Annotated in this window: 19 protein-coding genes; 4 read left to right on the forward strand and 15 right to left on the reverse strand. The window is 72.8% G+C overall.

The features are described 5' to 3' along the window. The first annotated feature begins 8 nt into the window (after positions 1-8). Positions 9-911 carry a methylisocitrate lyase gene (gene prpB, locus ABT092_RS18825; RefSeq protein ID WP_351245195.1) on the forward strand — a complete coding sequence of 301 codons (903 nt, stop codon included), beginning with the start codon at positions 9-11 and terminating at the stop codon, positions 909-911. Positions 912-938: 27 nt separating this feature from the next. Here prpB and ABT092_RS18830 read toward each other — a convergent pair whose 3' ends face one another. The 5 genes from ABT092_RS18830 to ABT092_RS18850 form a co-directional block, all read right to left on the reverse strand. Further along, positions 939-1,739: an aldose epimerase family protein gene (locus ABT092_RS18830; RefSeq protein WP_351245197.1), complete on the reverse strand. Its 801-nt coding sequence runs from the start codon at positions 1,737-1,739 to the stop codon at positions 939-941. 22 nt (positions 1,740-1,761) lie between these two features. Further along, positions 1,762-2,706, reverse strand: coding sequence for an SRPBCC family protein (locus tag ABT092_RS18835; protein WP_351245198.1), 945 nt, complete (start codon positions 2,704-2,706; stop codon positions 1,762-1,764). Between the two features lie 90 nt (positions 2,707-2,796). After that, entirely contained in the window at positions 2,797-4,476 is a 1,680-nt protein-coding gene (locus ABT092_RS18840) for a polyamine aminopropyltransferase (protein WP_351245200.1), read from the reverse strand. A 91-nt stretch (positions 4,477-4,567) separates the two neighbouring features. Continuing rightward, positions 4,568-5,086 carry a DUF2617 family protein gene (locus tag ABT092_RS18845; RefSeq protein WP_351245202.1) on the reverse strand — a complete coding sequence of 173 codons (519 nt, stop codon included), beginning with the start codon at positions 5,084-5,086 and terminating at the stop codon, positions 4,568-4,570. Positions 5,087-5,524: 438 nt separating this feature from the next. Beyond that, positions 5,525-5,812: a hypothetical protein gene (locus tag ABT092_RS18850; protein ID WP_351245204.1), complete on the reverse strand. Its 288-nt coding sequence runs from the start codon at positions 5,810-5,812 to the stop codon at positions 5,525-5,527. Between the two features lie 450 nt (positions 5,813-6,262). Between ABT092_RS18850 and ABT092_RS18855 the strand changes: the two genes are divergently transcribed. After that, the gene (locus tag ABT092_RS18855; RefSeq protein ID WP_351245206.1) at positions 6,263-7,444 is read left to right on the forward strand and encodes a pyridoxal phosphate-dependent aminotransferase; all 1,182 of its coding nucleotides are present in this window, start codon (positions 6,263-6,265) and stop codon (positions 7,442-7,444) included. Between the two features lie 120 nt (positions 7,445-7,564). Here the strand turns inward: ABT092_RS18855 and ABT092_RS18860 are convergent, their stop codons facing one another. Then, the gene (locus tag ABT092_RS18860) at positions 7,565-8,119 is read right to left on the reverse strand and encodes a Uma2 family endonuclease (RefSeq protein WP_351245208.1); all 555 of its coding nucleotides are present in this window, start codon (positions 8,117-8,119) and stop codon (positions 7,565-7,567) included. A gap of 175 nt (positions 8,120-8,294) precedes the next feature. Between ABT092_RS18860 and ABT092_RS18865 the strand changes: the two genes are divergently transcribed. Next, positions 8,295-9,557, forward strand: coding sequence for a glycosyltransferase family 39 protein (locus ABT092_RS18865; protein WP_351245210.1), 1,263 nt, complete (start codon positions 8,295-8,297; stop codon positions 9,555-9,557). Between the two features lie 27 nt (positions 9,558-9,584). On the opposite strand, the gene ABT092_RS18870 is transcribed toward ABT092_RS18865, so the two are convergent. The 4 genes from ABT092_RS18870 to ABT092_RS18885 all read right to left on the reverse strand — a co-directional run bounded on the left by ABT092_RS18870 (position 9,585) and on the right by ABT092_RS18885 (position 13,639). Then, positions 9,585-10,103, reverse strand: coding sequence for a type III secretion system chaperone family protein (locus tag ABT092_RS18870; RefSeq protein WP_351245212.1), 519 nt, complete (start codon positions 10,101-10,103; stop codon positions 9,585-9,587). 125 nt (positions 10,104-10,228) lie between these two features. After that, positions 10,229-12,859 carry an ATP-dependent chaperone ClpB gene (gene clpB, locus ABT092_RS18875; protein ID WP_351245214.1) on the reverse strand — a complete coding sequence of 877 codons (2,631 nt, stop codon included), beginning with the start codon at positions 12,857-12,859 and terminating at the stop codon, positions 10,229-10,231. Between the two features lie 253 nt (positions 12,860-13,112). After that, on the reverse strand, positions 13,113-13,463 hold the full coding sequence (locus ABT092_RS18880) for a hypothetical protein (RefSeq protein ID WP_351245216.1): 351 nt from the start codon (positions 13,461-13,463) through the stop codon (positions 13,113-13,115). Further along, the gene (locus ABT092_RS18885) at positions 13,460-13,639 is read right to left on the reverse strand and encodes a hypothetical protein (protein WP_351245218.1); all 180 of its coding nucleotides are present in this window, start codon (positions 13,637-13,639) and stop codon (positions 13,460-13,462) included. The genes ABT092_RS18880 and ABT092_RS18885 overlap by 4 nt, the downstream gene beginning before the upstream one ends. Positions 13,640-13,922: 283 nt before the next feature. Between ABT092_RS18885 and ABT092_RS18890 the strand changes: the two genes are divergently transcribed. Continuing rightward, positions 13,923-14,876: a helix-turn-helix transcriptional regulator gene (locus ABT092_RS18890; RefSeq protein WP_351245220.1), complete on the forward strand. Its 954-nt coding sequence runs from the start codon at positions 13,923-13,925 to the stop codon at positions 14,874-14,876. A 28-nt stretch (positions 14,877-14,904) separates the two neighbouring features. On the opposite strand, the gene ABT092_RS18895 is transcribed toward ABT092_RS18890, so the two are convergent. The 5 genes from ABT092_RS18895 to dnaK form a co-directional block, all read right to left on the reverse strand. Next, on the reverse strand, positions 14,905-15,900 hold the full coding sequence (locus ABT092_RS18895; RefSeq protein WP_351245222.1) for a helix-turn-helix transcriptional regulator: 996 nt from the start codon (positions 15,898-15,900) through the stop codon (positions 14,905-14,907). Positions 15,901-16,404: 504 nt separating this feature from the next. Then, positions 16,405-16,854: a heat shock protein transcriptional repressor HspR gene (locus ABT092_RS18900; RefSeq protein WP_451361974.1), complete on the reverse strand. Its 450-nt coding sequence runs from the start codon at positions 16,852-16,854 to the stop codon at positions 16,405-16,407. Positions 16,855-16,868: 14 nt separating this feature from the next. Continuing rightward, positions 16,869-18,050 (reverse strand): molecular chaperone DnaJ, encoded by a 1,182-nt coding sequence (gene dnaJ, locus ABT092_RS18905; RefSeq protein WP_351245226.1) that lies wholly within the window; start codon positions 18,048-18,050, stop codon positions 16,869-16,871. Between the two features lie 33 nt (positions 18,051-18,083). Further along, on the reverse strand, positions 18,084-18,815 hold the full coding sequence (gene grpE, locus ABT092_RS18910) for a nucleotide exchange factor GrpE (protein ID WP_351245228.1): 732 nt from the start codon (positions 18,813-18,815) through the stop codon (positions 18,084-18,086). Next, a complete protein-coding gene (gene dnaK, locus ABT092_RS18915; RefSeq protein ID WP_351245230.1) occupies positions 18,812-20,656 on the reverse strand; it encodes a molecular chaperone DnaK in 1,845 nt (614 codons plus the stop codon). Before dnaK ends, grpE begins: the two co-directional genes overlap by 4 nt. Positions 20,657-20,969 lie beyond the last annotated feature (313 nt).

A 20,969-nucleotide genomic window follows, 5' to 3' on the forward strand; every position in this document is an offset into this window, starting at 1 on the left:
AGCCGAGGATGCTGTACAGCACGCGCACCGATGCCGAGAAGCGTCGGTCCTTCCGTCAGCGCTTGGCCTCCGGCGAGTTGCTGCGAGTGCCGGGCGCCTTCAACCCCCTGTCGGCCCGGCTCATCGAGCGCCGCGGCTTCGAGGGCGTCTACGTGTCGGGGGCGGTGCTCAGCGCCGACCTCGGACTGCCCGACATCGGGCTGACCACGCTCACCGAGGTCGCCCAGCGCACCCGGCAGATCACCCGGGTCACCGACCTGCCGGTCCTCGCCGACGCCGACACCGGCTTCGGCGAGCCGATGAACGTGGCCCGCACGGTCCAGGAGTTGGAGGACGCCGGACTCTGCGGCCTGCACATCGAGGACCAGGTGAACCCCAAGCGCTGCGGCCACCTCGACGGCAAGCAGGTCGTCGAGGTGTCCACGGCGGTGCAGCGGATCAGGGCCGCCGTGGACGCCCGCCGCGACCCGGACTTCCTCGTCATGGCGCGCACCGACGTACGGGCCGTGGAGGGGGTGGCCGCCACCATCGAGCGCGCGAAGCGGTTGGTGGACGCGGGGGCGGACGCGGTCTTCCCGGAGGCGCTGCGCACCCTGGAGGAGTTCGAGCGGGTCAGAGCCGCGATCGAGGTGCCGATCCTGGCCAACATGACCGAGTTCGGCAAGAGCGAGCTGTTCACCGTCGACCAGTTGCGGGACGTCGGGGTCAACCTCGTCATCTGGCCGGTCTCGCTGCTGCGGTTGGCGATGGGCGCGGCGGACCGCGGTCTGAGCACCCTGCTGGAGCAGGGCGCCCTGACCGACCGGCTCGACGAGATGCAGCACCGGCGCGAGCTGTACGACCTCATCGACTACGAGGGCTACAACCGCTTCGACTCCTCCGTCTTCGACTTCCGGTTGGAGACGGACTGAGCGGGGTCGGGGCCCCGGCGCCGTCCCTCAGGGGCGGCGCCAGGTCCAGGTGGTGGTGGCCTCCAGCGGTTCGACGGGGGTGACCAGCCGGGGGGCGGTGTTCAGGCCGTTCGGCGGGCCGGTCTGCGGTTCCACGCAGACCGCCGCCTCCTGCTCGTCGTAGACCACCACCCACGGTTCGCGGGAGGCCACGGTCAGCGCCAGCCGGCCGGGCCAGGTGAGGGTCACGTCGACGCCCTCGGGCATCCCGAAGCAGTCGTCCCAGGGGCCGGGGAGCGGATCGATGCGGCGCCCGGTGGGCAGGTGGTCCTCGCCCCGCTCCTCCTGCCAGGCCGCGTCGAACGCGATCTCCACCTCCGGGCCGTCCGCCTCCAGCCGCCGGTTGAACCAGGGGTGCCAGCCGAGTTGGGCGGGGAACGACGAACCGTAGGTCTCCACCGCGAGGCCCAGCGTCAACGAGTCCGGAGTGATCTCCACCGTCTGGGTGACCAGCCCGGGGTAGGGCCACGGGTCGGTCAGCTCGTGGGTGAAGACCGCGCGGGTGGCGGTGAGCGCGTGCCGGGCGGTGCGCCAGACGCCGTCCCGGGCGGTGCCGTGGATGGCGTGCGGGGCCGCGTTGAGCGGCATCTGGTGGACCCGGGCGCCGTCCCGGAACCGGCCGTCGCGGATGCGTCCGCACCACGGCACCATGGGGAAGGACCCGAAGCGGTCGCCCTGCCGCAGCAGTTCCGTCCCGTCGACCCGCAGACTCCCGATCCGGCAGCCGTCGCCCGGCCGCACGGTCACCTCCGCGTCGCCCGCGGTCAGCGTGATCTCGTCGTTGCTCACGCACCGACCCTACGACCAGCGATCAGCCCCGCCGGCGCAGGGCCCGGCCCACCACGATCGCCGTGGCCACCACCACGGCGGCGGCGGGGGCGGCCCACCGCAGGGTCGCGCCGGGCGCGACGGTCTCGGGCGCCGGCACGGGCGCGTAGCGACCGCGCGGGGGCGCGTGGTCGACCTCCTCCGCGCTGCGGCCGATCATCGTGCGCCGGGCGTGGGCCGCTTCCGCGGGCGGGGCGTCGCCCCGGGCGATCCCGGCCTCCACCTCGGCGGCCATCCGTTCGGCGAGCGCCTCGTCGAGGGCCTCGGCCACCCCGCGTTCCCGGGGGTCCTGCTCGGCGCCCGGCCGGTCGGAGGGTCGGTCGGGGGGCTGTTCGGTCGGTTCGTCGTCGCGTGCGGCGGGGTCCGGGGCCGGTGCGGCCCCGCCCTCCGCGGGGGCCTCGCCCGCCTCGTCCCCGGCTCCGTGCTCGTGGGCCCCGTCGTCGTGGGCCCCGTCCTCGGCACCGTCGTCCTCGTCGGCGGGAGCGCTCGGGGCGGGCCGGGCGAGCCCGGCGGCGAGGGCCTCGGCGAAGCGGTCCAGCAGACGGGCGCCCGCGGCGTGCAGGGCCTCGACCGCGAGGTCACCGGCGCGGCCGTCGCCGCTCGCGGTGACGGTGAAGGCGAGGCGGGTGCCGGCGGCGGGCTCCGGGCCGGGGGCCAGGGCGACGGTGACGGTGGCGAGGACGGTGGCTCCGCCGCGGACCTCCGTACCGATGGCCTCCAGGGTGACCCCTTCGGCGCCGGGGGAGATCCGAAGGGTTCCCCGGTAGGTGATGGTGGTGCCGCCGGCGCGCAGCCTGAGCCGGCCGGCGCCGGGGGCGTCCCCGGCGTCCTGTTGGAATCCCGGGACCGAGCGCGCCACGGTCGCCGGGTCGGCGAGCGCCGCGCGCAGCACCTCGACCGGCGCTGCGATGACCACCTCGTGTTCCATGGCTCCGGAGCCTACCGACGTCACCGCGGGCGGGCTGCCGGACCCGGAGAACTTCCCCCGGGCGCGGTCCGCGGGCGGGCGCGCCGGCGCTCAGGCGTAACGCGGGTGGACCAGGGTGGAGACCGGCGCGGAGGCGGGTCGTCGCCGTTCCGCACGCCGTACCGCCTCCGCGAGCGCCCCGGTGGTGAGCCCCCGGGTGCCGGGGGGCCGTTCGGTGGACGTCCCTCCCTCGGGCAGGGTGATCCGCGGGGTGTCCCGGCCGGCCAGCAGCACGCCCCAGCCGCGGTCCCCGGTGCCGGGCGACAGGTAGGGGACCACGTGCAGGCCGGCCGCCCGCAGGGTCGCCTCGGCGGTCCACAGCCCCCGCGGTCCGGGGGCGCCCGCGGTCGGGGCGCCCATGCGGACGGCCAGCCGTCCGCCGTCCGCGAGGAGCGAGCGGGCCAGTGCGTAGAACTCCTGTGAGTACAGTTTGGCGCTCTCGGTGCGGGCGGGTCCCGGGAGGTCGCAGAGGATCACGTCGTACCGCGGGCGGGCGGGGGCGGAACGGGCGTGCGCCCGGCGCAGCCAGTCGAAGACGTCCGCCCCGGCGGCCCGTGCCCGCGGGTCGTTGAACGCGCCGTCGTTCAGTCGGGTGAGGGCCGGCTCGGTGCGGGCGAGCCGGACGAGTCCGGGGTCGGGCTCCACCAGGTCGAGCCGGGTGACCCCGGGGTGGGCGAGGACCTCCCGGGCGGTCAGGCCGTCGCCGCCGCCCAGCACCAGCACCCGGGCGTGCCGGCCGCCCGCCAACGCCGGCCGCACCAGGGCCTCGTAGGGCGTGCGGGCGGAGTCGGCCGGCGCGGCGGGGGCGGCCAGCCGGGGCCGGCCGTCCAGGTAGAGGTGGACCGCCCGGTCCCCGCCGCCGGTGAGCACGACCTCCTGGCGGCCGGTCCACACCGCGGCCCGCACGTCGCCCCCGTACACGGCGCGCCGGGCGGCGTGCTCGAAGTCGTCGACGAGGACGGCGCCGGTGGCGAGCAGCGCCAGGACGAGCAGGTTGGCGAGGAGCACCAGTCGGCGGGCCCGCCGGGTCAGGTCGCGGTGGAAGAGTCCGAGCGCCAGCAGCCCGCCCACCACCGCGTTCACCGCCCCGGTCAGCAGTGCGCCGACGAGTTGCCCGAACGCGGGCAGCAGCAGGAACGGGAAGGCGAGCCCGCCGAGCAGGGCGCCCACGTAGTCGGCGGCGAACAGGTCGGCGACGGCCCCGCCCGCGTCCTGGCGCCGGACGCGTTGGATCAGGACCATCAGCAGGGGGACCTCGGCGCCGATGAGTCCGCCGATCGCGAAGGAGAAGCAGACCAGCAGGACCGCCGGGTCCTGCGCCCAGGTCAGCGGCCCGGTCCCGGTGCCGTCCGGGGCGCCGGACCAGGCGAACGAGGCGTGCAGGGCGAGTCCGCTGGCCCCGCCGACGAGGGCGAGCAGCGCCTCGACCAGTCCGAAGCCGAGCGCCGCGCGGGTGCGCAGCCGCTTCGCCGCGAGCGAGCCGACGCCCATGGCGAAGACCATCACCGAGAGCACGACGGAGGCTTGGGTGACCGAGTCGCCCAACAGGGAGGAGGCCAGGGCGAGGAGTTCGAGTTCGTAGGCGAGTCCGCAGGCCGCGCAGACGAACACCCCGACGAGCACGAGGAGTCGGGCCGGTCCTGCGGGCAGGGGCAACGGCGCCCGGCGTTCCGTGCGGGGGGTCGGGCGGGGCGGTGCGGCGACCGGGGCCGGCGGGGGCGATTCGATCACGTTGCGACGGTACGTCACCGTTTCACCGGGGTCGGTCACCCACACGTGTGGACCTGGCGGGGGGGGCGACATGACCGGCCCGGTGCGGCGGTCAGAGGGTGGCGGCCACCCTCACCCCGACCCGGGTGCGGGTGGCGACGAGTTGACCGTCCTGCGGGTAGGCGTGCCAAGTCCGCCAGTGCACGTGGCCGTTGTGGCGCCGGGCGAGCATCGCCGTGAACGCGTTGGGGTCGCCGGGGAAGACGCCGGCGAGCCCCTGCGGATGGTCCGAGACCAGGGCCAGGAGTTCCTGCGCCCGGCCGGCGAACTGTCCGCCGGAGAGCGTCTCGACCCGGGCCGCGAACTCGTACTCCCAGTCCCCGACGCGCTCGGCGACTCCCAGCGGGAGGGGGGTGCTGCGCCCGGGGATGCAGGCCACGGTCTCCGAGCAGGTGCCGTACTCCTCCTCCAGGAGGACCTGGTGGGAGGCGCCCAGCAGGCGCAACTGGAGCTTGGCTCCCGATAGTTCGAGGTCGAGTGTGGCCAGGGCGGGCAGCGGCTCCCGGCCCAGCGCCCAGGCGAGGTCGGAGGCACTGGTGTCGGTGTAGGAGGTCTTCAGGGTCGTGAGCATGGGTCGGCTCCGCTAGCACACAAAAGGGAGTTGGGGCCGGCGGACGCCCGCGGCTGGCGCGGGGGTACGGCCCGGAGTGGCTCCGGGCCCGCTGCATGCCGGCTCGTGCCCACGAGGTGTCCGAGGGCTGCGTTGACGTTAAGAGGGAATCATGAACTTCAGCGTCACCACAGCGTTTTTACCCAACTTCATGCGCATTCCATCCCGTGGAGGGCAGCACAGCTCACCTGTTCAACCCCCGTCCTCCGAACCGGTGATGACGGGACGGGACGCATGGGGCGGGCGGTGCGCAACACGACTCCCGAACCGGGAGTGCGCCGCTGTCACGCGCCCCCGCCTCGCATCGGGCGCCCCCGTGTGGGGAGTGACGCACCGGGGCGCCCGCCGGTCGGAACCGCCGGGCGCCCCGGGCGCACAGGAGGTGCGCGGTGTCAGGCGTCAGCTACCGCCACCGCATCCGCCGCCACCCCCGCAGGAGGACGAGCTGCCGCAGGAGGACCCTCCCCCGCCACAGGACGTGCCGGTGTCGCCGGAGGAGCTGCTCCCGCCGTACCAGCTGCCGGACGAACCCTTCTTGCCCTTGCCCTTCTTCCCGCTCGCGCCCCGGCGCGCTCCGCCGCCGCTGCTGCCCCGTGCGCTCGCCGAGGTGCGCACGGAGAGCAGGATGGAGCCCAGGAACACCATCGACGCCACGAAGATCCCGGCGGCCAAGACGACCCAGATCATGACTCCCCCTCTTTCCGTTCGGCGGACCGCGCCGACGCCCGACGCGGTCGACCGACCGCGCTGGCCCCGTGCCCCCGTTCCGCTCCCGTACCGGCGGCGCTCGTGGGCCGATGGCCCCGTTCGCGCCGCTTGCACCCGCTTGCCGGGTGCGTGGTGTTCTCCGACGAGTGTGCCCCGCCCCTCGTGCCTGCCCCCGGGCGGGGCTCGCGCCCGTGTGCCGAGGTGATGCCCCCGCCCCGACCTGCCCAAAGCGGAGTTGAGCAAGTCCAGAGGTTCGGTACGCGGGGGACGGCAGGCGGGGCCCCGGCCGGCGGGCCCGGCCGCGCGGGACGAGGGCCGCGGTCAGCGCCGGGACGGCGGTGCGCGCCGCACCCCGGGGCGGGCTTGTCCCCGCTCGGCCCCGACCGCGAGGATGAGCCCGACCGCACACCGAGGAGGGGGAATCCCGCAATGAGCCCGCGACCGCTGCTCAACCGCCGGATGGACGGCATGGGGACGACGATCTTCGCCGAGATGTCCGCCCTGGCCGCCGCCACCGGCGCGATCAACCTCGGCCAGGGCTTCCCCGACACCGACGGACCCGAGTCCGTGCGGGAGGCCGCCGTGCGCGCGCTGCGCGACGGCCGGGGCAACCAGTACCCGCCCGGCCCGGGCGTCCCCGAGCTGCGCACCGCGATCGCCGACCACCAGGCGCGGCGCTACGGCCTCTCCCTGGACCCGGACACCGAGGTGCTGGTGACCGCGGGCGCCACCGAGGCCATCGCCGCGGCGCTGCTGGCGCTGGTCGAGCCGGGCGACGAGGTCATCGCCCTGGAGCCCTACTACGACTCCTACGCCGCGAGCATCGCCCTGGCCGGCGGCGTCCGGGTGCCGGTCACCCTGCGCCCGGCCGACGGCCGGTTCCGACTCGACCTGGACGAACTGCGCGCCGCCGTCACCCCGCGCACCCGGCTGCTGCTGATCAACACCCCGCACAACCCCACCGGCACCGTGCTGACCCGGGCCGAGCTCGCCGAGATCGCCGCGCTCGCGGTGGAACGGGACCTGCTCGTCCTCACGGACGAGGTGTACGAACACCTGGTCTTCCCCGAAGCGGAGGGCGGGCACCTGCCGCTGGCCGCCTTCCCCGGCATGCGCGAGCGGACCCTCACCATCTCCAGCGCCGGCAAGACCTTCTCGTTCACCGGCTGGAAGGTCGGCTGGATCACCGGCACGCCCGCTCTGGTCACCGCCGTCCGCACGGTGAAGCAGTACCTCACCTACGTGTCCGCGGGGCCGTTCCAGTACGCCGTGGCCGAGGCCCTCGCCCTGCCCGAGGACTACTTCGACGGGCTCCGCGCCGACCTGCTCGCCAAGCGCGACCTGCTCGCGGACGGCCTGGCCGAGGCCGGCTTCACGGTCTACCGACCCGCCGGGACCTACTTCGTCACCACGGACGTCCGCCCCCTCGGCGAGAGCGACGGCCTCGCCTTCTGCCGCTCCCTGCCCGAGCGCGCGGGCGTGGTCGCCGTCCCGAACGCCGTCTTCTACGACGACCGCGCGGCCGGCGCCCCCTTCGTGCGGTTCGCCTTCTGCAAGCGGGTGGAGGTCCTGACCGAGGCGATCGGCCGGCTCAAGGGCCTGGCGTCCTGAACCCCGGGCGCCGCCCTCGCTGCTCGGGGGCGGCGCCCGGGAGCGTCACTCGGTGTCCTTCGGGTGCCGGAGGGAGGCGTACCCGAGGACGCCCGGCCTCGCCGGTCCAAAGGAGAGTCCTCAGCGGGCGTTCGTCTCGGGCTCCGGGCGGGGAAGTTCGTCGAGGTCGAGGGTGAAGGTCCGACCGTCGGCCAGCGGGATGGGGAGCTTGCCGGTGCCGTACTGGTGGGTGTGCGCCGCGATGTAGCCGGTTCCGGTCGGCTCGGTGTGGAGGACGACCTCCTGGGCGTAGGGGTCCACGACCAGGTAGATCGGGATGCCATAGCGGCCGTACTTCGCGGTGCAGTCGTCGTAGTCCTTGCGCGCGGAGGAGGTCGAGACGACCTCGGAGATCAGCAGCACGTCCTCGAAGCCGTAGCGCTTGCCCTCCCTGCGGGCGTCCTCGCGGAGGATCGCCAGGTCGGGCGCGGAGTTCTCGTCGGCGGGGAAGTCGATGTACACGTCGGAGGTGACCTTCGCATGACGACCGAGGGCGAGAGCGGAGTCGATCTGCATCGACCTGATGGTGCTGGAGTGCTCTTCGCTCTGCGGAGTCATGATCACCTTCCCGTCGGCCCCGAACAGGACCGTGTACCCCTCCGGGAACTCGGTGTGCACGATCGCGTCGACGCTCATGGGGCGGCTCCTTCCCGTTGTGCAGCCAGGATACGGCGAGCGACGCTCCGGGCCTCCGGTACGCCCCACCCCCTACCCCGAACACCAGTTCCCGGTGCGCCGGATCGGGTGGGCGTCGGGGGTGCCCGGCCGCGCCTGGTCCGGGGGGCGCGGGCCCGGCGCCAAGGTTTCCGGTGTGAACCAGCCCCGCACCCCGCTGCCCCCGGCCCCCGCCCGGACGCCCGCCCCCGACGCCCGGGGCGCCCCCGCCGCGGCGCTGCCGGGCCCGCCAGCGCCGTGGTGGCGGCGGCTGCCGCCGGCGGCGGTCGCGGTCGGGCTGTTCCTCGCGGTGCGGCTGGCCGGGGTGCTCGCGGTCGGCATCGGGGCCGCGGCCACCGACCGTTCGCTGCTGCGGATGCTGGGGCGGTCCTGGGACTGCGTCTGGTACCTCAGCGTCGCGGTGTACGGGTACGGGCACCGGACGGTCCACTACCGGCCCGGGGTCGTCTTCAGCGACCTGGCGTTCTTCCCGGTCTACCCGGCCCTGGTGCGTGCGGTGGCGACGGTGCTGCCGGTGTCCTGGGGCGCGGCCGGGCTGCTGGTGTCCTGGACCGCCGCGACCGTCGCCGCCTGGGGGATCTACGCCCTGGTGAGCCGGTTGTACGACCGGCGCACCGGGGTGCTGGTGGTCGTGGTGTGGGCGGCGCTGCCGCACTCGGTGGTGCTGTCCCTGGGGTACACCGAGCCGCTGCTGACCGCGTTCGCCGCCTGGGCGCTGTACGCCGCGGTCACCGGGCGCTGGGTGTGGGCGGGCGTCCTGGCGGCGCTCGCCGGGGCCTCCCGGCCCAACGGGTTCGCCGTCGCGGCGGCGGTGATCGCGGCGGCGGCCCTGGAGCTGTGGCGGCGGTCCCGCGCCGGGGACGGGGTCGCCGCGCGGGGCCGGCCGCCCGCTGTCCACAGGCTGTGGACAGGGGCGCTGCTCGCCCCGGCGGGCTGGGTCGGCTACGTGCTGTGGGTGGGGTGGCGCCGGGGCGATCCGCTCGGCGGCTACTTCGGGGTGCAGCGCGACTGGGGGTCCCGCTTCGACTTCGGGCAGGGCGCCGCCACCTTCGTGGGGGTGCTGCTCACCCGCACCAGCAAGTTCGTGTTCCCGATGGCCCTGCTGATCGTGCTGCTCGCGGTGCTGCTCTTCGTGCTGCTGCTGGTCGAGCGCACCCCGCTGCCCCTCGTCGTCTACGCGGGGGTGCTGCTGCTGGTGGCGCTCGGCGGCGCCGGGTTCTTCGAGTCCAAGCCGCGGTTCCTGCTGCCCGCGTTCCCGCTGCTGATCCCGCTGGGCCGGGCGCTGGCGCGCACGACGAGAGCCCGGTCCGGGCCCGCGATCGTGGTGATCGCGTTCCTGACCGGGCTCTCCCTGTCCTACGGGGTGTTCCTGATCGGCTTCGGGCGCGCCCCGCTGTGACGGGCGGCGCGCGGCACCCCGGGGCTGCTAGTCCTCGCCGTCCGAGGAGTCCACGTCCTTCTCCAGGCCCAGGTGCTCCACCAGCCAGCGGTCGAACTCGATCGCGGCCCGCACCCAGCTCACCGTGGAGGAGACGAAGTGCTCCAGGCTGACGCCGGTGCCGATCAGCATCTGCGCCTCGCCGATCAGCCGGACGGTGCCGTCGTCGTGCGTGTGGCTGTAGACCTTGGGCCACAGGGTGCGACGGTTCCAGTCGTCGACGGACTCCAGCAGCGCGGCCTTGTCCTCGATGGAGTGCGGCCGGTCGTAGAACGTCCGCACCGAGAAGACCTGCTGCTCCTCCTCGCCGCGGAACATGAAGTAGGTGCGGAACTCCTCCCACGGCGCCGCGAGGTCACCCTCGTCGTCGACGACGTACTTCAGCTCCATCTGCTCCAGGAGCTGCTTCACGAGGTCCTGATCCGGGATGACGGGACCGGCCGGCCCACCGGGCTCGGGCTCGGGCTGACCCCCGAAGTTCGGAATCGAGGACGGGTCGATGCTCACCGTGTATTTCCCTTCGAACGGATTGAGTCATCCTCCCCCATGCCGGGCGGGTGCTGGCAAGCCCCGCCCGGCGCTCTTTGCGCCCCGGTGGCCGAATTGGGCCGGGGAGCGCGTCGGGGTTTCGCTCAGAGCGTCTTCCCACCGGCCGCGTCGGCCTCCTCGGCCCCGGTCGCCCGGCCCACGAGGAGGCCGTCGCCGACGGCGTCCACCCGGACGGTGTCGCCGTCGCGGACCTCGCCCGCGAGGATCTCCCTGGCGAGTCGGTCGCCGATCGCCGTCTGCACCAGCCGGCGCAGCGGCCGGGCCCCGTAGGCGGGGTCGTTGCCCTCGTCGGCCAGCCAGGCGAGCGCCTCCTCGCTCACTTCCAGTGTGAGCCGCCGCTCGGCCAGTCGCCCGGCGAGCCGGTCGATCTGGAGCCGGGCGATCCGGGCCAGCTGGTCCCGGTCGAGCGCGGAGAACACCACCAGGTCGTCCAGCCGGTTGAGGAACTCGGGCTTGAACGAGGTCCGCACCACCTCCAGGACCTGCTGCTTCTTCTCCTCCTCGCTGGTCAGCGGCTCCACCAGGTACTGGCTGCCGAGGTTGGAGGTGAGGATGAGGATGGTGTTGCGGAAGTCGACCGTGCGGCCCTGGCCGTCGGTGAGCCGGCCGTCGTCGAGGACCTGGAGGAGCACGTCGAAGACCTCCGGATGGGCCTTCTCCACCTCGTCCAGCAGCACCACGCTGTACGGACGGCGGCGGACCGCCTCGGTGAGCTGACCGCCCTCCTCGTAGCCCACGTAGCCGGGGGGCGCCCCGACCAGTCGGGCCACACTGTGCTTCTCCCCGTACTCCGACATGTCGATGCGGACCATGGCCCGCTCGTCGTCGAAGAGGAAGTCGGCGAGGGCCTTGGCCAGCTCGGTCTTGCCGACGCCGGTGGGGCCGAGGAAGAGGAACGAGCCGGTGGGCCGGTCCGGGTCGGCGATGCCGGCCCGGGTGCGGCGCACCGCGTCGGAGACCGCGCGGACCGCCTCGGCCTGTCCGATCAGCCGGTGGCCGAGTTCCTCCTCCATGCGCAGCAGCTTCTGCGTCTCCCCTTCGAGCAACCGTCCGGCCGGAATTCCCGTCCAGGAGCCCACCACGTCGGCGATGTCGTCGGGGCCGACCCCCTCCTTGACCATGGTGTCGCGGGCGGCCTGCTCCTCCGCCGCGGAGGCGGCCTCCAGATCGCGCTCCAGGCCGGGGATCTCCCCGTAGAGCAATTTGGACGCGGTGTCGAAGTCGCCGTCGCGCTGGGCCCGTTCGGCCTGTCCGCGCAGCTCGTCGAGGCGCTCCTTGAGTTCGCCGACCCGGTTGAGGGACTGCTTCTCCTTCTCCCAGCGGGCGGTGAGGTGGCGCAGTTCCTCCTCCTTGTCGGCGAGGTCGCGGCGGAGCTTGTCCAGGCGCTGCCGGCTGGCCGGGTCGGTCTCCTTGGCGAGGGCCAGCTCCTCCATGCGCAGCCGGTCCACCGAACGCTGGAGCTCGTCGATCTCCAGCGGCGAGGAGTCGATCTCCATGCGCAGCCGGGAGGCGGCCTCGTCGACCAGGTCGATCGCCTTGTCGGGCAGGAAGCGGGAGGTGATGTACCGGTCGGAGAGGGTGGCGGCGGCGACCAGGGCGCTGTCGGCGATCTGCACCTTGTGGTGGGCCTCGTAGCGGCCCTTGAGCCCGCGCAGGATCGCGATGGTGTCCTCGACGGTGGGTTCGGCGACCAGCACCTGCTGGAAGCGGCGCTCCAGCGCGGGGTCCTTCTCGATGCGCTCGCGGTACTCGTCCAGGGTGGTGGCGCCGACCATGCGCAGTTCGCCGCGGGCCAGCATGGGCTTCAGCATGTTGCCGGCGTCCATCGCCGAGTCGCCGCCGGCGCCCGCGCCGACCACGGTGTGCAGTTCGTCGATGAACGTGATGACCTGGCCGTCGCTGTCCTTGATCTCGGCGAGGACGGTCTTCAACCGCTCCTCGAACTCGCCCCGGTACTTGGCGCCGGCCACCATCGCCCCGAGGTCCAGGGAAACCAGCCGCTTGTTCTTCAGGGATTCCGGCACGTCGCCCTTGACAATGCGCTGGGCGAGTCCCTCGACCACCGCGGTCTTGCCGACGCCGGGTTCACCGATGAGGACGGGGTTGTTCTTGGTGCGGCGGGACAGCACCTGGACCACCCGGCGGATCTCCTGGTCACGGCCGATGACCGGGTCGAGCTTGCCCTCGCGGGCGGCGGCCGTGAAGTCGGTGCCGAACTTCTCCAGGGCCTTGTACGAGCCCTCCGGGTCCGGTGTGGTCACGCGGCGCCCTCCCCTGTTCTCCTCGAAGGCGGCCAGCAGTCTCTTCGCCGACGCGCCCTGCTCGGCCAGGATCTCACCGGCCCGGCCGCCCTTCGCGGCCAGCCCGACCAGCAGGTGTTCGGTGGAGAGGTAGTCGTCGCCGAGTTCCTTGGCACGCCGTGCCGCGTCGGCGATGACGGCCAGCGTCTCGCGGCTGGGCTGCGGGGGCGCGACCGTCGATCCGGTGACGCTGGGCAGCTCGGCGAGCAGCCGCTCGGCGCCGCCCCGCACGGCCGCCTGGTCGGCCTCCACGGCGGCCAGCAGATCGGTGAGGTTCTCGGCCGCGTCGCCCTCCCCGCCCAGCAGGGCCAGCAGCAGGTGGGCGGGGGTGAGATCGGGGTGCCCCTCGGCGACGGCGCGGTTGCTCGCCGTGTTCAGGGCGTCCCGGCTCCGGTTCGTCAGCTCGGCGTCCACGTGCGCTCTCTCCTCCTGTCGCGCGTACCTGACCATCCCAACTTACACAAAGTTGAGTCCATTCCGCTCAGCCTTGAGGAGGACTCCCGGAAGCCGGGGAAGCACGAGAACGCCCCGGGCCCGGGAGGGGGCGCGGGGCGCGGATGGCCGACCGTACGCGGGAACGACAGCGGCGCCACCGAGTTTCAGGTCCACGGTGGCGCCGCTGCGGGGGGAAGCACCTGAAGCGATCTATAACGACGGGGGAATCGCTTCAGGCACTGCGGGGGGTGGCGGAAATGGTCTTCAGGGCGTCGCGCGGCGCCGGGGCGTCGCGGTCCACCAGTTGTTCGTGGTCGCGCTGGTCGAGGTTCACGAAGATCATCCCGTAACGGATGGCGCACCGAACGGGTCGGGGCGCACCTCGCGGCCTGCGCAGGCACCGGTAGGCACGGACGTCCTCGTCCTCGTCGCGCACCACCACGACCGGCTCACCGAACAGGGTCACCATCAGCGAGTCCCCCTGATGGGGGATGGCGGTGACCAGGTCGATGAAGTGCCATCCGGAGCGATAGGCGGTGGCCATCTCGCGCCGGAACGACCGGTCGTCGGGCGGCGTGCTCATGATCGCCGACCGGTGTCGGTGACCTTCACGGGGACGCTGTAGCCCCAGCCCGTGTCGGTGGTCCGGACCGGGGTGTCGTAACCCCAACCCGTGTCCTTGGTCCGCGCGGGCACGCTGTAGCCCCAGCCGGTGTCGGCGGGCTTGTCCGTGACCGGGCCGCTCCGAGCGGGGGCCACGTAACCCCAACCCGTATCGGCGTGCGCGGTCGTAGCGCCGGCGGCACCGAGTGCACCCGCGGCCACTACCACGGAGAAAGTCGCCAGCACTGAGCGAAGCATTCCCTTGAACATAGTCGGCTTCGTCCTCACCTGATGAGTCCTCTCCCCCGGTGCAACAAGACGATGGCTCATTCAGGCATGTCAACACCACTGGAGCGATGCATCATGTTCTTGCACGTACAAGACCCTGGGGGGTGGAGATTTGCCCATAACCGACACACATCCGACACATCACCACTCCATGGCCGAGCTGTGCGCCGAAGGCGGACAGCTCTACGCGAGCGCACTGAGTGCCGGACGCATCGCGCGGGCAGAGGTTGCGGCGACTCCGTGCCTTCTGGAATTCGCTCTTCTCCACCCCGATCCGGACGATGCGAACTGGCTGCGTCCGGTTCCCCCGTCGGTCGCCCTGGCACAACGGCTCCACCCGCTGGAACGGGAGATCCTGGACAGGCGCCGACTGTCCATCGAACTGACCGAATCATTTGAGCCGTTCATGGCGATCAGCGCGCAGAGCCCCGCGCCCACCCACGCCATCACCGTGCTCGAAGGCATCGACCGCATCAACACCGCGCTGAACGTGGCCACCGCCGAGGTGCGCTCCGAAGTGCTCACCATCCAGCCCGGCGGCCGACGCAGCGAACACATCCTCAACCAAGCCCTGGAACGGGACCGCCCGTTGACCGACCGGGGCGTCCGGATCCGCACCCTCTACCAACACACCGTCCGCCACAGCCAGGGCACCATGGCCTACGTCGACCACATGGCCGACGGGCTGATCGAGATCCGCACCCTGGAGGAGCTGATCGAGCGGCTCATCATCTGCGACGACACCGTGGCGTTCATCCCCGTCGCCCCCGACGCCGGCAAGGACACCACCGCCCTGGAGCTGCGCCACCCGGGGCTGGTGCGCTATCTGATCCGCGTCTTCGAACAGCTGTGGCGGCGCGCCACCCCCCTCCTCGACGAAGTCCCGTACCAGTCCACCCCGGACGGCATCACCGGCGTCCAGCAGTCCATCGCCAAGCTCCTCGTCGAGGGGTACGTGGACGAGGCCATCGCCCGCCGGCTCGGGATGAACGTCCGTACCTGCCGCGCCCACATCGCCAAGCTCGCCGCCGCCCTCGGCAGCGGCAGCCGCGCCCAACTCGGCTACCTCATCGCCCGCTCGGGCATCCTGGAACGCGAGCAGTGACCGCCGTGCGCCCCGGCCGCCCCGCCCGTCAACCGCCGGGCACGGGCGGCCGGGGCGGGACGTCCAGACCGGCCTGGGCGATCCGCACCCCCAGTTGGGCACGGCTCACCGCGCCCAACTCCTCGGCGAGCTTGCGGATGTGGTGCCGGGCGGTGCGGACGTTGATGCCGAGCCGCTGGGCGATCTCCGCGTCCGTGTGCCCCTCGGCGAGCAGTGCCGCGATGGCCCACTCCCGTCGGGTGATCCCGTCCACCGGGGTCATCGCCGGCACCGCCTCGCCGAACGGGTGGGCCAGCCGCCACAACCGTTCGAAGACGATCGCGAGGAACTCCACCAGCCCGGGGTGGCGCAGCTCCAGGGCGGTCGTGCGGTCCTCGGTCGCCGGGACGAACGCCACCGCCCGGTCGAAGATCAGCAGCCGCTCGGTGACCTCGTCCAGGGTGCGCACCCGCACCGCGCCCCCGACCCGCTCCACGTACTCGAAGAGGCCCTGCCCGTGCCGTGCGGCGTGCGTGTACAGGGTCCGCATGCGCACCCCGCGGCCCGCCATGTCCAGCGCCAGCGGCAGCGCGTCGCTGAGCACCCCCTCCCGGCGCACCCCGCCCGGCTGGATCGCCAGGTGCTCGACCGCGCACTCGTCCGAGGCCTGCGCGATCGCCTCCCGGATGCGGGGCTTGCCCTCCAGCACCCGCAGCCCCGGCACCCCCGACGCCCCGCCGACCGCCGCCGGGCCGCAGTAGCCGGTGTAGCGCTCGGCGAGCCGGACCACCGCGTACGCCCGGTCCCGGGCCTGCGCCAGTTCCTCGTCGAGCCCGCGGGCCAACCGGCCGACCACCGCCCCCGGCGGCTCGGGCACCAGCCACCCGGTGTCCTCCGGATCCGGGTACAGCAATCCCAGGTCGACCAGGCAGGGCGCCCCGGCCGCCACCGCCCGCGCCACCCGGCCCCCCTTCAGGGCGCTCACGTACACCCGGTCGCCTTCTTCGCAGAGCTGGTCCACTCCGTGCACATGCGCCTCAGCCATATCTCCGCCCCCACCTCCGGAGGGGCTTGTCACCGGTCCGTCCGCTTCTTTCCCCTTGCGTCCCCCCTCCGCTTGGCGCAGTGCAACAAGCGGAGGGTGGTGCAACCGACCGGTGACCGGCAGAGTTGGTGCGGGGCGAGGGGAGGGGAATTCTCGGTCGCCCCGGGTTGTCCCCGTGTCGGCCAATCCCCCTGGCCGGCCCGGGACGCCCAGGCCGGGACACCCGTTCGGCGAGCCACGGTCGACGTCGACCGACCCGCCCGGACGACCCTACGACGGCGGGACCGCCGTGGCGGTCCCGGGCCGAGGCCGCCGGCCCGTGCGTCCGGCGAACCGCCGGGGCCCGGGCACGCCCAGCCTCGCACACCTCACAGACGGTCACACCCGGGTTAGCTACAGGGGGGTTAATCAAGGTGTGTCCCCGGCCGATCGCGGCCGGGCACGGCCGCGGGGCCGGAAGGTTCGTTCCTTCCGGCCCCGCGTTCCGTCGCGCCCCGGGCGCGACTAGTCCTTCCTGCGCCCCGGACGCCAGACGACCAGCGCACTGGTCTGGCCCTCCTGGTAGGGCACCAGGTCCCGACGGTACGAGGCGTGCACGGCGGCCTCGCGCTGGCGCAGCGTCGCCGCGGCGCCCTCCACCGCGTCCTGGAGCTCGGCGACCCGCGCCTGCAACGCGGCCACCTGGGCCTCCAGCTCGATGATCCGCTTGATCCCGGCCAGGTTCACGCCCTGGTCCTGGGACAACTGCTGCACCTGGCGGAGCAGTTCGATGTCCCGGGCCGAGTAGCGGCGGCCCCGGCCCGCGGTGCGGTCCGGGGAGACCAGGCCCAAGCGGTCGTACTGCCGCAGGGTCTGCGGGTGCAACCCGCTGAGCTGGGCCGCCACCGAGATGACGTACACCGGCGAGTCGTCGGTCAACTGGTAGGGGTTGCGGCGTCGGCCGCCCGTGCCCATCCCGTCCATGGCGCTCATGCTCCCTTCGCGGCCTCGAACAGCTCCGCCCGCGGATCGACGTCCGCGGTCGCCTCCCGGTACGCCTCCAGGGCGTCCCGGGCCTTGCCGGTCACGTCCTTGGGCACCGCGACCTCCACGGTCACCAGCAGGTCTCCGCGGGTGCCGTCCTTGCGGACCGCGCCCTTGCCGCGGGCCCGCATGGTGCGGCCGTTGGGCACGCCCGGCGGCAACTTCAACGTCACCGGCGGACCGCCCAGCGTCGGCACCCGCACCTCGCCGCCGAGGGCCGCCTCGACGAAGCTGACGGGCACCGTCACGGTCAGGTTGTCGCCCTTGCGGCCGAACACCGGGTGGTCGTCCACGTGGACGACCACATACAGGTCACCGGCCGGGCCGCCGCGCTCGCCCGGGGCGCCCTTGCCGCGCAGCCGTATCCGCTGCCCGTCCGAGACGCCCGCCGGGATGCGCACCTGCATGGTCCGCGAGGACTTGGCCCGTCCCGACCCCTTGCACACCTCGCAAGGGGTCTCGGCGATCAGGCCGCGGCCCTTGCAGTCCACGCACGGATCGGTGAGGGAGAAGCCTCCCCCGCCGCCCCGGGACACCTGCCCGGTGCCCACGCAGGTGGGGCACACCCGCGGGGTGCCGTTCTTGTCCCCGGTGCCCGAACACGCCTTGCAGGGCGCCTGCGAGGACATCCGCAGCGGCACCGTCGCCCCGTCCACGGCCTCGGTGAAGCTCAGCGTGACCTCGGACTCGACGTCCTGGCCCCGCCGGGGCTGCACCCGACCGGCGCCCGGCGCGCCGCCCCGGTTGAACAGCCCGCCGAACACGTCGCCCAGACCGCCGCCGAAGCCGCCGCCCGCGCCACCGCCCTGCTGGCCGCCGCCGAAGAGGTCGCCCAGGTCGAAGTTGAACGAGCCGCCGCCCGCGCCCGGTCCGGGTCGGAAGCCACCGTTGCCGAAGAGGGCGCGCGCCTCGTCGTACTCCTTGCGCTTCTTCGGGTCGCCGAGCACGTCGTTCGCCTCGGAGATCTCCTTGAAGCGCTCCTCGGCCTTGACGTTGCCCTTATTGGCGTCCGGGTGGAACTCGCGGGCGAGCTTCCGGTACGCCTTCTTGATCTCGGCCTCGGTGGCGTCCTTGGGGACGCCGAGGACCTTGTAGTAGTCCTTCTCGATGAAGTCCTTGGTACTCATCCCCGACGTCCCTCCTTCCCGTGCGTGGTGCGGTCAGCCCTCGTCGGGCGCACCGCTGTCCTTGCCGTCGGCGGCACCGGCCGCCTTGCCGTCCCCGGCCTCGGGCTCGTCCGCCTCCGTCTCGCCGTCCGCCTTCGCGGCCGACGCGCCCGGCTGCGGCTCGGCCACCGCCACCCGCGCGGGGCGGATGGTGCGCTCTCCGATCCGATACCCGGGCTGGAGAATCGCCACGCAGGTCGTCTCGGTGACGTCCGGGGCGTAGCTGTGCATCAGGGCCTCGTGCACCGTCGGGTCGAAGGGCTCGCCCTCCTTGCCGAACTGCTGGAGACCCATCTTGGCGACGACCGTCTCCAGCGACTCGGCCACCGACTTGAAACCGCCCACCAGCTCCCCGTGGTCACGGGCGCGGCCGATGTCGTCGAGCACCGGAAGGAGCTCGGTCAGGAGGTTCGCCACGGCGATCTCCTTGACCGCGATCCGGTCCCGTTCCACCCGGCGGCGGTAGTTCTGGTATTCGGCCTGAAGTCGCTGGAGGTCCGCGGTGCGCTCGCTCAGCGCGGTGCGCACCTGGTCCAGCTCGGCCACGGCCCCGGCGTTCTCGGAACCCTTCGCTTCGGCGTCCCCGGCCCGGCCCGCCGGGCCCTCCTCGGTGGAGGACCCGGCGGCCTCGGCGGCCTCGGCTTCGTTCTCGGCCTGGTCGGCGGTGGTGCCGGAGACGTCGGTGGGCTCGTCCTTCTCGTCGAAGCCCGGGGTCTCCTTGGTCACGCCGCACCGCCCTTGCGGTCCTCGTCGACGATCTCGGCGTCGACGACGTCGTCATCGGCCTTGCCGCCGGCGGCGCCCTCGGCACCGCCCGCGGCGCCCGGAGCGCCCTGGGCGTCGGCGTACAGCGCCTGGCCCAGCTTCTGGGAGACGGCCGCGACCTTCTCCGTGGCGGTGCGGATCTCGGCGGAGTCCTCGCCCTTGAGCTTCTCCTTCAGCTCCGCGAGCGCGCCCTCGACCTCGGTCTTCACCTCGGCCGGGACCTTGTCCTCGTTGTCCCCCAGGAACTTCTCCGTCTGGTAGACGAGCTGCTCGCCCTGGTTGCGGGTCTCGGCGGCCTCGCGGCGGGCGTGGTCCTCCTCCGCGTACTTCTCGGCCTCCTCGCGCATCCGGTTGACCTCGTCCCTCGGCAGCGAGGAGCCGCCGGTGACGGTCATCTTCTGCTCCTTGCCCGTGCCCAGGTCCTTCGCGGTCACGTGCATGATGCCGTTGGCGTCGATGTCGAAGGAGACCTCGATCTGCGGGACGCCGCGCGGGGCGGGCGGCAGACCGGTCAGCTCGAACATCCCGAGCTTCTTGTTGTACGCGGCGATCTCGCGCTCGCCCTGGTAGACCTGGATCTGCACGGACGGCTGGTTGTCCTCGGCCGTCGTGAAGATCTCCGAGCGCTTGGTCGGGATCGTGGTGTTGCGCTCGATGAGCTTCGTCATGATGCCGCCCTTGGTCTCGATGCCGAGGGACAGCGGGGTGACGTCGAGGAGCAGGACGTCCTTGACCTCGCCCTTGAGGACACCGGCCTGGAGCGAGGCGCCGATGGCGACGACCTCGTCCGGGTTGACGCCCTTGTTGGCCTCCTTGCCGCCGGTCAGCTCGCGCACCAGGTCGGCGACGGCGGGCATGCGGGTGGAGCCGCCGACCAGGACCACGTGGTCGATCTCGGACAGCGCGATGCCGGCGTCCTTGATGACGTTGTGGAACGGCGTCTTGCAGCGGTCCAGCAGGTCCGAGGTGAGCTGCTGGAACTGCGCCCGGGTGAGCTTCTCGTCCAGGTGCAGCGGGCCCTCGGCGGAGGCGGTGATGTACGGCAGGTTGATCGAGGTCTCGGTGGACGAGGAGAGCTCGATCTTGGCCTTCTCGGCGGCCTCGCGCAGGCGCTGGAGCGCCATCTTGTCCTTGCCGAGGTCCACGCCGTGGCCGTTGTTGAACTGCTTGACCAGGTAGTCGACGACCCGCTGGTCCCAGTCGTCGCCGCCGAGGTTGTTGTCGCCGTTGGTGGCCTTCACCTCGACCACGCCGTCGCCGATCTCCAGCAGCGAGACGTCGAAGGTGCCGCCGCCGAGGTCGAAGACCAGGATGGTCTGGTCGTCCTTGTCGAGGCCGTAGGCGAGGGCCGCGGCGGTGGGCTCGTTGACGATGCGCAGGACGTTCAGGCCCGCGATCTCGCCGGCCTCCTTGGTGGCCTGGCGCTCCGAGTCGTTGAAGTACGCCGGGACGGTGATGACCGCGTCGGCGACCTTCTCGCCCAGGTACGCCTCGGCGTCGCGCTTCAGCTTCTGGAGGATGAACGCCGAGATCTGCTGCGGGTTGAACGCCTTCTCGTCGATGTCGACGCGCCAGTCGGTGCCCATGTGGCGCTTGACGGACCGGATGGTCCGGTCGACGTTGGTGACGGCCTGGCGCTTGGCCACCTCGCCGACGAGCACCTCGCCGTTCTTGGCGAAGGCGACGACGGACGGCGTGGTCCTGGCGCCCTCTGCGTTGGTGATGACGGTGGGCTCGCCGCCCTCCAGAACGCTGACGACGGAGTTAGTCGTGCCCAGGTCGATGCCGACCGCACGTGCCATTTCGGTTTCCTCCAGAGAACTTGCTCGGCTGGCTGCGCTCCGCCCGGGGCCCGTGGTGCACGGGGAACCTGAGCGGGACAGGCTCAAGAATGCACGAAGCCCGGGGCCCGGTCAACAGACCTGAGTGGAGACCGCTCAACTTTTATCTGACGCTTACCGCAATCACCCTTCCGACCTGCACCTTTATGGGATTCTTATAGCTCGGGGCGGCCCCACCCGCGCTCCGTGGCATCCGCACCGCCGCACCGGACCCGGCGCGACCGCCGCGGAAAAGGGCTCGTCGGGTTCCGGGCCGAGGTGAGACCCTGGAGGG

Origin of the sequence: Streptomyces sp. NPDC002490, assembly GCF_040296045.1 — a bacterium.
In the GTDB taxonomy this organism is placed as follows: Bacteria; Actinomycetota; Actinomycetes; order Streptomycetales; family Streptomycetaceae; genus Streptomyces.